The sequence below is a fragment of the Bacillus sp. SG-1 genome (assembly GCF_000181495.1).
GTDB lineage: Bacteria > Bacillota > Bacilli > Bacillales > Bacillaceae_B > Rossellomorea.
The window spans coordinates 20,331-31,178 of sequence record NZ_ABCF01000033.1; the positions used below are offsets into that span (position 1 = coordinate 20,331).

At 41.7% G+C, this 10,848-nt stretch carries 10 protein-coding genes and 1 pseudogene; all 11 read left to right on the top strand.

Features of this window, described 5'->3' with window-relative positions; all coding sequences use genetic code 11:
• Window positions 1-13 precede the first annotated feature (13 nt).
• The 11 genes and pseudogenes from flhA (at window position 14) to BSG1_RS12985 (ending at window position 10,754) form a co-directional block, all read left to right on the top strand.
• A complete protein-coding gene (gene flhA, locus BSG1_RS12935) occupies window positions 14-2,050 on the top strand; it encodes a flagellar biosynthesis protein FlhA (protein WP_044022867.1) in 2,037 nt (678 codons plus the stop codon).
• Window positions 2,047-3,201: a flagellar biosynthesis protein FlhF gene (gene flhF, locus BSG1_RS12940; RefSeq protein ID WP_006837518.1), complete on the top strand. Its 1,155-nt coding sequence runs from the start codon at window positions 2,047-2,049 to the stop codon at window positions 3,199-3,201. The genes flhA and flhF overlap by 4 nt, the downstream gene beginning before the upstream one ends.
• Complete coding sequence (locus BSG1_RS12945; RefSeq protein ID WP_006837519.1) at window positions 3,198-4,067, top strand: MinD/ParA family protein; 870 nt, start codon at window positions 3,198-3,200, stop codon at window positions 4,065-4,067. The genes flhF and BSG1_RS12945 overlap by 4 nt, the downstream gene beginning before the upstream one ends.
• Window positions 4,067-5,158 (top strand): protein-glutamate methylesterase/protein-glutamine glutaminase, encoded by a 1,092-nt coding sequence (locus BSG1_RS12950; RefSeq protein ID WP_006837520.1) that lies wholly within the window; start codon window positions 4,067-4,069, stop codon window positions 5,156-5,158. The genes BSG1_RS12945 and BSG1_RS12950 overlap by 1 nt, the downstream gene beginning before the upstream one ends.
• Before the next feature lie 5 nt (window positions 5,159-5,163).
• On the top strand, window positions 5,164-7,239 hold the full coding sequence (locus BSG1_RS12955; RefSeq protein WP_006837521.1) for a chemotaxis protein CheA: 2,076 nt from the start codon (window positions 5,164-5,166) through the stop codon (window positions 7,237-7,239).
• Window positions 7,240-7,254: 15 nt separating this feature from the next.
• The gene (locus tag BSG1_RS12960) at window positions 7,255-7,695 is read left to right on the top strand and encodes a chemotaxis protein CheW (protein WP_006837522.1); all 441 of its coding nucleotides are present in this window, start codon (window positions 7,255-7,257) and stop codon (window positions 7,693-7,695) included.
• A gap of 83 nt (window positions 7,696-7,778) precedes the next feature.
• Window positions 7,779-8,414, top strand: a complete 636-nt coding sequence (locus tag BSG1_RS12965) for a chemotaxis protein CheC (protein ID WP_006837523.1) — start codon at window positions 7,779-7,781, stop codon at window positions 8,412-8,414.
• Entirely contained in the window at window positions 8,411-8,908 is a 498-nt protein-coding gene (locus BSG1_RS12970) for a chemotaxis protein CheD (protein ID WP_006837524.1), read from the top strand. Before BSG1_RS12965 ends, BSG1_RS12970 begins: the two co-directional genes overlap by 4 nt.
• Window positions 8,905-9,228, top strand: coding sequence for a hypothetical protein (locus BSG1_RS12975; protein WP_006837525.1), 324 nt, complete (start codon window positions 8,905-8,907; stop codon window positions 9,226-9,228). The genes BSG1_RS12970 and BSG1_RS12975 overlap by 4 nt, the downstream gene beginning before the upstream one ends.
• A gap of 78 nt (window positions 9,229-9,306) precedes the next feature.
• Window positions 9,307-10,183: pseudogene (locus BSG1_RS21780) on the top strand (sigma-70 family RNA polymerase sigma factor).
• Window positions 10,184-10,187: 4 nt separating this feature from the next.
• A complete protein-coding gene (locus tag BSG1_RS12985) occupies window positions 10,188-10,754 on the top strand; it encodes a hypothetical protein (RefSeq protein ID WP_006837527.1) in 567 nt (188 codons plus the stop codon).
• The last annotated feature ends 94 nt before the right edge of the window (window positions 10,755-10,848 follow it).

Below are 10,848 nucleotides of genomic sequence, written 5' to 3' on the forward strand. Positions count from 1 at the left end.
GGAGGGAATGCAAATGTCAGCAAGAGATTTATCCGTACTATTCAGTGTCATCCTCATAGTAGCCATGCTAATCATTCCTTTTCCACCTTGGCTGTTAAGTGTACTCATCATTATTAATATTTCATTAGCGTTATTGGTACTTCTTACATCAATGAACATGAATGAACCTTTACAATTTGCTATCTTTCCATCCCTGCTCTTGTTATTGACACTGTTCAGGCTTGGTCTGAATGTGTCGACAACCCGTTCCATACTCAGTAATGGAGAGGCAGGAGATGTCGTTGAAACTTTCGGGACATTTGTTGTTGGAGGAAATGTTCTTGTAGGTTTAGTCGTCTTTATCATTTTAATCATTATCCAATTTGTCGTTATTACAAAAGGATCTGAACGTGTTTCTGAAGTAGCTGCAAGGTTCACGCTGGATGCTATGCCAGGAAAGCAGATGAGTATTGATGCAGACCTGAATGCTGGAATTATTTCTGAACATGATGCCAAAGAGCGCCGTGAAAAGGTCAGCCGGGAAGCAGATTTTTACGGAGCGATGGATGGTGCTTCCAAGTTTGTTAAAGGTGATGCTATCGCTGGGATTATCATAGTCCTCATGAATTTAATTTTTGGTATCATCATAGGGATGACCCAGCAGGGGCTTCCTATCGGAGAAGCTGCAACAAGGTACTCATTACTGACAGTTGGAGATGGGATTGTCAGCCAGATTCCGGCGCTATTAATTTCGACGGCTACGGGTATCGTCGTAACAAGGGCCGCCTCTGATGGAAATCTTGGTAAAGATATCATCGATCAACTTCTGGCGTTCCCGCCTATGTTATATGTTGCGGGAGGAACAATTTTCCTTCTTGGTTTATTTACACCGATTAACGATATTCTGACGATTCCTGTAGCAGCTGCATTGGGAATTGGCGGTTATATGCTATCCAGGGCTCCACAAGAAGAGGAAGCAGATTTAATTGAAATGGAAGAAGAAAGAGAACAGGATGAGATGAAAAGTCCTGAAAGTGTGGTTAACCTTCTGAACGTAGACCCAATCGAATTCGAATTCGGTTATGGGCTGATTCCTCTTGCAGACGCCAATCAAGGTGGAGACCTTCTTGATAGGGTCGTCATGATCCGCAGGCAGCTGGCTATTGAACTTGGATTGGTCATCCCGGTCGTCCGTATCAGAGATAACATTCAACTGCAGCCAAATGAATATAGATTGAAGATCAAAGGAAATGAAATGGCCAGGGGAGAATTGCTCCTTGATCATTACCTGGCGATGAGCCCAGGTGTTGAAGATGAGTCTATCGAAGGAATCGATACAGTAGAACCTTCCTTTGGACTGCCGGCTAAGTGGATAGGTGAAGATATGAAAGAACAGGCGGAGATTTTCGGATACACAGTGGTCGATCCTCCTTCAGTTGTATCAACGCATATTACCGAAGTGATTAAAAACAATGCACATGAACTCCTCGGACGCCAGGAAACTAAACAGCTTATCGATCATCTTCAAGAATCATATCCGATCCTGGTAGAAGAAGTCACTCCGAACCCACTATCAGTTGGAGAAGTTCAGAAAGTACTTGCAAAACTACTAAGAGAAAATGTATCTATCAGGAATCTTCCTATCATCTTTGAAACATTGGCCGATTATGGAAAGATGAGTACTGATACCGACCTATTGGCAGAATATGTACGACAGGCACTGGCGAGGCAGATCACTTCTCAATATGTTGATCAGGGAGGAACCCTTAAAGTCATTACCTTGTCTGGAAGAATAGAAAAGATGATTGCTGATTCAGTACAGCAGACAGAGCATGGAAACTTTTTATCAATGGATCCGAATGATTCTCAACGAGTTCTTGAAGCTCTTGCATCTCAAGTGGAGCAATTGTCACTTATGGAGGAGTCACCAATCGTTTTATGCTCTCCTGCAATAAGAATGTATGTCCGTCAGTTGATTGAACGGTATTTCCCACAGGTGCCGACATTATCATACAACGAGTTAGAAGCGAATGTTGAAGTCCAAAGTTTAGGGTTGGTGAATATTGAATGAAAGTAAAAAAGTTTACAGCACCTACCATGCCGGAAGCCATGAAGAAGATACGTGCTGAATTAGGTGAAGGTGCAGTCATATTAAATTCAAAGATGATTTACACAGGGGGATTCCTTGGTCTATTCAAAAAGAAAAATATTGAAGTGATTGCAGCCATTGATCCGAATTCGAAGCAGGCGACCAAAGAAAGACGAAACCCGAAATATCAACAGGAAGTAAAAAAACAAGTACCAGCACAGGTACCGGTTCAAGAGTCTGCTAAAACAGATGAAGGAAACAGTTCCCTGCAATTTAAAAAAGAAATTACAGAATTGAAGTCGATTGTTCAGCAATTAAAATCCAATAATGGCTTCGAACATTATCCGGAGGATATTCGACATCTCCTGCTTTATCTTAAAGAACAAGAAATAGACGAGAATTATATTCTTGAAGCAGCAGAGCACCTGGTAAGCCTTCGTGAGAGTAAAGACAGCTTAACAGCTTCTGAGTTGAAATCTACGGTTTCAGACTTCATGAAAAACAAACTGGAGACATTATCATTTGGAGGAACCAGTTATAAGAAAAAGTATGTGAATGTGATCGGACCTACCGGCGTCGGCAAAACAACTACACTTGCAAAAATGGCCTACGAAGCTGTGCTTGAAAGACGAAAAAAAATTGCATTCATTACGACTGATACCTATAGAATTGCTGCCATTGAACAATTAAAGACATATGCCCAGCTGTTAAATGTTCCACTTGAAGTGGTTTATAAACTGGAGGATTTTCAAAAGGCCATCGAAAAGTTTAAAGACTATGATATGGTTTTCATTGATACTGCAGGCCGGAATTTCAGGGAAGAAAAATATGTAAAAGATCTCGAAAAGATGATTGATTTCAAAAATGACATGGAAACGTTCCTTGTATTATCCATGACTGCTAAAGAAAGAGATTTGAATCAAATAATCCACAACTTCTCAACTGTACCAATTGAGAAGTTCATCTTTTCAAAAGTAGACGAAACATCAAGTTACGGAACTATGTACAATATTTTGAGAAATGAAGAAAAAGGTGCGGCTTATATTACGGCGGGACAAAGTGTGCCGGAAGATATTTCAGAAGCCTCCCCTAAAGGAATTGTTGATTTAGTGATGGAAGGTAAGGTCAAATGATAGATCAAGCACAAGGACTAAGATTAAAGATTCTTGAAGCACAGTCCAGGAACGCTAAAACGATTGCAGTGGTCAGCGGAAAAGGTGGAGTAGGTAAATCAAATTTTGCAGTTAACATTTCCCTTGCTTTGCAGAAACAAGGCAAGAAAGTCCTGTTATTTGACATGGATATTGGAATGGGAAATATTCACATTATCCTAGGCAAACAGCCTGATAAGACAATATCCGATTTTATAAACAGTCCTGGAACTGACATTGAGAATATCATTTTTACTGATGAGGCAGGAACTTCTTATATAAGTGCCGGGAATGGACTTCAGAACATCGTCGAATGGGACGATATTGATATTGATAGGATGTTGAATGCTCTTTCAGAACTTGTTCATTCATATGACTATATTGTGTTTGACATGGGGGCTGGCGCTGCTTACCATACGCTGGAGATCCTGATGTCCGTGGAAGACATATTTGTTGTGACAACACCTGAACCGACAGCAGTTACAGATGCCTATTCCATGATGAAGTATATTTATATGAAAGATCCGGACAAGCATTTTTACTTGATCTGCAATAGAGCGGAAAGTGACAAAGAGGGGCTAGAGACGTTAAATCGGTTAAAACTCGCAATGATGAAATTCTTAAATAAAGATGTATATCTTCTTGGTATCCTTCCTGAGGATCCTGCCGTCAGGAAAGCGGTCACCCAGCAAGTTCCATTGCTGACTTCTTTCCCTCAATCAGCCATTGCATTGTCATTACACCGTGTGCTTGAACAGTATCTTGCCGGTATTACCACATTTACACCTACAGAGAAAAAAGGATTCGTTTCAAATTTAAAAAGGATCCTGTTCAGGAGGAAAGGTTGATGAAGCAGACAAAAGTTCTGGTGGTTGATGACTCTGCCTTTATGAGAAAGCTTATTACAGACTTTCTATCCAGCTCAGAACATTTGGAAGTGGTAGCTACGGCCCGGAACGGTAAGGATGCATTGGAGAAAATTGAAAAGTTTAAGCCTGATGTCGTTACATTGGATGTTGAAATGCCTGTAATGAATGGAATAGAGGCTTTGAAAGCAATTATGGAGAAATCTCCTCTTCCGGTTATCATGCTTTCTTCCACCACTAAAGAGGGCGCAGAGAATACCATCTTAGCAATGAATTATGGAGCGATTGATTTCATCGCAAAGCCATCTGGTGCTATTTCATTGGATTTGCACAAAGTCAAAGAAGAATTGGTTGCCAAGGTACTGAATGCAGGCAGGGTGTCAATCCGTCAGATCAAAAAGGCTAATGAAATTAAGCCGCAAATATTCTATACAGATAATGGAAATCGGTCACAAAAGGGCAGCAGCCTTGTTTCATGGAATCGTGTTTCTAAGAAAATCATTTGTATTGGCACCTCTACAGGCGGGCCCAGAGCGCTTCAGCAGGTCGTGACTGCCCTTCCCTCAGAAATTCAGGCGCCGATTCTTATCGTTCAGCATATGCCTCCGGGTTTCACAAAATCTTTGGCCAATCGCCTTAATACGCTAAGCGATATCGCAGTAAAGGAAGCAGAGGATGGAGAGTTGTTGAAAAAAGGGACGGCATACATCGCTCCAGGTGGATTTCACTTGAAAGTAGAGGAAAAAAGAGGCGATTTATTTGTGGTATTAGATGAACATGAACTGCCGAGGGCCGGTCACCGACCTGCTGTGGATGTCATGTTTGAATCTGTAAGCCAGTTGAAAAATTATGACAAGATAGCCGTAATAATGACTGGAATGGGTTCTGATGGGTCTAAAGGTCTGGTAAAATTGAAGGGTAGCGGCAAAGTGAAAGCGATCGCAGAGTCCGAAGAGTCCTGTATTGTTTTTGGAATGCCTAAAGCTGCCATATCTACAAATCTGGTAGATGAAATACAATCTATAGAAAATATCGCTGGCTGCATAATGAAGTATATGCCTAGAGAGGTGTGAAGAACATGGATATGAATCAGTATTTAGAGGTGTTTATTGAGGAAAGTAAAGAACATTTACAAACATGTAATGAGCAATTGCTTGAGCTGGAAAAAAATCCTGAAAACCTGGCAATAGTTAATGAAATATTCAGGTCTGCGCATACTTTAAAAGGCATGGCAGCAACTATGGGTTATGAAGATCTGGCCAGCTTGACGCATCAGATGGAAAATGTTTTGGATGCTATCCGTAACAGTAAGATACAAGTATCTTCACTCATTCTTGATGTGGTATTCATGGCAGTGGACGACCTTGAAGCAATGGTGATGTCAATTGCCGAAGGTGGAGATGGAAAACGTGACGTCACGGAGATTGTCAAAAAATTGGCGCTCATAGAAAAAGGTGAATCTTTGGACAACCTCCAAGCCCAGAGTGAAGCGGCTGCTGCCGTATTGGAAGCTGAACCTTCCAATACTCATACTGCCCAATACGATCAGTTCGAGCGGACAGTCATTGAACAATCTAAAGAGCAGGGGTTTCAGTGTTTTGAAATTTCGGTATCCTTAAGGGAAGATTGCCTATTAAAAGCTGCTAGAGTTTTCATGGTCTTCGAAGTTCTGGAAAAGTGCGGGGAAGTCATAAAATCAGTTCCGGCAGTGGATGTGTTGGAAGAAGAAAATTTTGACCAGGACTTTCTTGTAAGCATCGTCTCGAAAGATTCTCAAGAAGACATCAAGAAAAAAGTGATGAAAGTCTCAGAGGTACATAAAGTTGATGTCCGCCTTGTGGATCTGGAGAAGGGTAAAGAAAGTGATTCTCAAATTACTGAACAACCTTCTGCTTCAACTGAGGATGCAACTGATCGCGTGACGGGAAAACAAGCGAACGTAGCATCGGTTCCGGTTGTCAAGAAAGAGGAAAAAAAGGAATCAGCACCTTCTAAGCAAGCAAACACGGGTAATAAGACAATCAGGGTAAACATTGAACGTCTGGATATACTGATGAACTTGTTTGAAGAGCTTGTCATAGACAGAGGAAGACTCGAGCAAATATCAAAAGAGCTTAACCATCCCGAATTGAATGAAACCGTTGAAAGAATGTCGAGAATATCAGGAGACTTGCAAAATATCATTCTTAATATGCGAATGGTACCTGTTGAAACAGTGTTTAATAGATTCCCGCGTATGATCAGGCAGCTTGCCAGGGATCTTAACAAAAAGATCGAATTGGAAATCATCGGTGCAGAAACAGAACTCGACCGGACAGTCATAGATGAAATTGGTGATCCGCTCGTTCATCTGCTGAGAAACGCCATCGACCACGGCATTGAAGCTCCTGAAATCCGCAGGCAGAATGGAAAACCTGAAGAAGGTACAGTAACATTGAAGGCTTACCACAGCGGTAATCATGTCTTCATTGAAATTTCGGATAATGGCGGTGGAATAAGCCGGGAAAAAGTATTGAAAAAAGCAATCTCTCAGGGGATTGTAACTGAAGAATCGGCAGCTGCATTAACCGACCGTCAAGTTTATGAATTAATATTGGCATCCGGCTTCTCTACCGCAGAAACCATTTCTGATATATCAGGAAGAGGCGTTGGTCTTGATGTTGTGAAAGCAACCATCGAATCATTGGGCGGTTCTATCACAATTGATTCAGTGCTGGGAGAAGGAAGCACATTCTCGATTCAGCTCCCACTTACATTATCCATCATCTCCGTTATGCTGGTGGAAGTGGAAAAAGAAAAGTACGCTATTCCGTTATCTTCCATCATAGAAACGGCCATAATCAAAAAAGAAGATATTCTAAACGCGCACAATCAAAAAGTGATCGATTTCAGAGGGAAAGTAGTTCCATTGCTGTTCTTGGAGGATGTATTTGAAATTCCCAAGCAAGAAGGGGATGATTTCTACTCGGTAGTCATCGTTCGAAAGGGAGACAGAATGGCCGGTCTGGTTGTCGATTCATTCATCGGCCAGCAAGAGGTAGTTCTGAAATCACTTGGAAATTATCTTACTGATGTCTTTGCGATTTCAGGTGCGACCATCCTCGGTGACGGTCAGGTAGCTTTAATTGTAGATTGCAATGCATTAATTAAATAAAAGGAGGCCAAGGTCATGAGTGATAGTGCAACAACTGCTGCAGATTTGAAAGTGATTGTCTTTCAACTGATGGAAAAAGAATATGCAATACCTGTCAGCCAGGTACGCTCAATTGAGAAAGTCGAACATATAACACGTGTTCCAAAAGCGGCTCCTTTTGTAAAAGGTGTTATCAATCTCCGTGGAGTGGTTACACCTGTCATCGATCTTAGAAGCCGGTTCTCGCTTCCTGAAGAGCAACATTCAGATAATACCCGAGTCATCATAGCCGGCAGTAACGAAATGGAAGTAGGACTTGTAGTTGATGCCGCCAATGATGTGCTGGATATTCCTGCAGAGGCGATTGAATCTCAACCTGAAGTGGTCGGAGCTGTTGGTGCTGATTATATCAGTGGAGTTGCTAAGTTGGAAAAGAGACTTCTCGTACTATTGGATTTAGAGGAAGTCCTGAACTGACAGATTTAACAGGCAGGGCCGGAGTGCATCCGGCCTTGAAATTTACTATTTAATCAATTCTATCAAACTGGGGTTATTGACTTATGGGATTCGAACAAAAGGTAACCAGCCTTCACCTTGATATACTGAAAGAAATAGGAAATATCGGTGCGGGGCATGCTGCAACGGCGCTTTCCACTTTATTGGATAAGAAGATTGATATGAAGGTTCCTCAGGTCAGAGTCGTTGCTTTTGATGAAATGATGGAAATGGCAGGAGGTCCCGATAATGTGGTTGTGAGTGTGTTCCTTCGCATTGAGGGGGAAGCTCCTGGAAGTATGTTTTTTGTCCTTCCGTTATCACAGGGATCACGCTTCATCCAACAGATGACAGGGGATATGGAATTTTCATTTGAGCAGCCGCCCTATTCAGACATTGGGTTATCGGCTATGCAGGAACTTGGAAATATACTCTCAGGCTCATATCTTTCTTCATTAAGTGATTTTACGAACCTGAACCTGTATCCATCAGTCCCTGCATTGTCAGTGGATATGGTGGGTGCCATTATAAGTTTTGGTCTGTTGGAAGTTTCACAAACCAGCGACACTGCCATCGTGATAGATACAGCATTGAAGGATGATGAAACAACTGAATCAGAAAGTGTTAAAGGTCATTTTTTCCTGCTTCCCGACCCTGAATCATTTAATACTATTTTTAAATCATTGGGTGTAGAATCGTGAATTCAGTAAAAGAAGTTGTTAAAGTAGGAATTGCAGATTTGAAAATTGCACAAGGCGGTCAATCTATCAGGACGTCAGGATTAGGTTCTTGTGTAGGAGTCGTCGTCTACGATGAAGGGCTGCCCCTTGCTGGGATGGTTCATATCATGCTGCCTTCTTCAAGTCTCGCCAAAGATAACGGTTTCAATCTGGCTAAATTTGCTGACACGGGAGTTGCTGAACTGGTGAAGATCATGACTCATCAGGGAGGCAGGTCAAACAGGTTCAAAGCAAAGATCGCAGGCGGGGCTCAAATGTTTCAATTGACCTCTGGAAGTGAATTAATGAGGATCGGGCCTAGAAACGTGGAAGCGGTAAAACAAGCACTTGAAAGTTTTGGTATTCCTTTGGTCGCTGAAGATACCGGGGGCAATAATGGAAGAACAATTGAATTTCACCTTGGAAATTTCTTATTGAACGTAAGGACGGTTAATATGGGAATCAAGGATATATGATGGCAGGAAGCCTTTTTTGGAACTTTGCCTTTTCTATAGCGGGTTTCAGTCTGTATTTTTTTCTATCGTTCCAGACAGGAAGCCCAAGGGATGTCCTTACAGGATCTTTCCTTGCTGCAGGCTCCTTTTTCATCCTGATGTTCGGAATACGGGTATTGATACAAATGGGAATGGCAGTGCCTGAGGCAGAAGAGGGAAATGCAGAGGATGAAAACCGTACACATAGAAAGAATATAAACGAAACAAAACTCGGTGAGAGTAAGCAATATAATGAAGAAGAGATGGCAGCAGTCATCCGTACGCTGCTAAAAGATGAATAAATTTAACTCCATATTCAACCGATAATTTACTATCATTTGCTAATATAGCCAATCTTGAATACCGGGAGGAGGAGTAACATGTCTCAGCCCTCTACAGCAGACGAACAAAAGTATTGGGATCTATGGAAAAAATCCAAAGACCCGCATGCTGGAGATATGCTGGTCAAAAAATATTTGCCGCTTGTTTCTTATCATGTTCAAAGGATTTCGGTGGGCCTGCCTAAAAATGTGTCACGAGAAGATCTGAAAAGCCTGGGCCTTATGGGACTTCTGGATGCACTGGAGAAATTCGACCCCTCGAGAGACCTTAAATTTGATACTTATGCATCTTTCAGGGTAAGGGGATCCATCATTGACGGCCTGAGAAAAGAGGATTGGCTTCCCCGCTCCACGAGGGAGAGGGCGAAGAAAATTGAAGCGAAAATCGAGTCGCTCGAACAAGAATTACTCCGTCATGTAACTCCTGAGGAGATTGCTCAGGAAATGCAGATGGAGGAAGGGGAAGTATATACCAGAGACGGATTGAACCGAATACTTTCCTGGGCAACCGTCCCTTGTCCATAGAGATGAGAGACAGCCTTCCAGAATAGAGAAAAAATGGATGAACAAGCCATCCCTTTTCTATAAAAGAGATGATCTCAAACCGTATCATGGCTTGAAAACCAGAGCTTGTCTCAAAAATTGAAAATTATCGGCTGGAATTGAACAGAGACACGATATCCCGTGTCTTTATCAGAAAAAAGAAACAAAATGGTGGCTCCAGGCCTGTTTCTATTTATGAAAGAGCTGGACCTCTAACAGGAAATTAGGGGAAGTCATGAGTTTATCCACTTCAAGAATTTCCCAGATTCATTCTAAAGCGATCTTCAAGCTTCGCAACTTACTTGCCCTGATGAGCGGGGTTCTCAAACCGTATGGAGATCAATACTACTACAGAATAAAGAAATTAAGGTGAACAGATGCTAACATTTTTAATACTCATTTCTTTTATCTTGAACATTGCAGCCCTCTTGGCAATTGCCATTCTTTATACGAGACAGAACAGGTTGCTAGAAGTCGAGAAACGACAAGAAAAAGCAGTCAAAGAAATGGAAGACGTTATATCATCTTACCTTCTTGAGATGAAAGAGGACAATGAACGGTTTCTCCAACAATTCCAGGCAGTAAAAGAAGGAAAATTCGAGAGCAGCCAGAATAAAGTTAAAAAAATTAAACTAGCTGCTGAGAAAGAGTTAAAGATTGAGAGCCGCCAATCAGAGAAGGAACCAGATGATCTTCCATTTAAAGCTGCCTCTTATAAACGTCAGAGCGCGATGAAGGCATATACACAAAAAGCAGAAGATGAGTCAAGCCTTGAAAAGGAACCAAACCAGCCTCCAGCTGTTACTTCAAAGGAAGATTCAGTCTACAACCAAATACAAACTCTTCAAGAAAAAGGGTATACACTTGAGGAAATTGCTAAAGAATTAGGCAGAGGCGTGACCGAGGTCGAACTTTTATTGAAATTTCGACAAAAACAAAAATAAATTTCTTGATTGCTGTAATTGATTGTGCTATATTAGTTAACGGTGTGATTACACACGCTTGTGGGATTCTGGCGGAAGGTGCTTGAAAAAAGTT

Excerpts from the sequence above, each read along its gene's own strand:
- flhA (WP_044022867.1), top strand. The coding sequence starts at position 14 with ATGTCAGCAAGAGATTTATCCGTACTATTCAGTGTCATCCTCATAGTA.
- flhF (WP_006837518.1), top strand. The coding sequence starts at position 2,047 with ATGAAAGTAAAAAAGTTTACAGCACCTACCATGCCGGAAGCCATGAAG.
- BSG1_RS12945 (WP_006837519.1), top strand. The coding sequence starts at position 3,198 with ATGATAGATCAAGCACAAGGACTAAGATTAAAGATTCTTGAAGCACAG.
- BSG1_RS12950 (WP_006837520.1), top strand. The coding sequence starts at position 4,067 with ATGAAGCAGACAAAAGTTCTGGTGGTTGATGACTCTGCCTTTATGAGA.
- BSG1_RS12955 (WP_006837521.1), top strand. The coding sequence starts at position 5,164 with ATGGATATGAATCAGTATTTAGAGGTGTTTATTGAGGAAAGTAAAGAA.
- BSG1_RS12960 (WP_006837522.1), top strand. The coding sequence starts at position 7,255 with ATGAGTGATAGTGCAACAACTGCTGCAGATTTGAAAGTGATTGTCTTT.
- BSG1_RS12965 (WP_006837523.1), top strand. The coding sequence starts at position 7,779 with ATGGGATTCGAACAAAAGGTAACCAGCCTTCACCTTGATATACTGAAA.
- BSG1_RS12975 (WP_006837525.1), top strand. The coding sequence starts at position 8,905 with ATGATGGCAGGAAGCCTTTTTTGGAACTTTGCCTTTTCTATAGCGGGT.
- BSG1_RS12985 (WP_006837527.1), top strand. The coding sequence starts at position 10,188 with ATGCTAACATTTTTAATACTCATTTCTTTTATCTTGAACATTGCAGCC.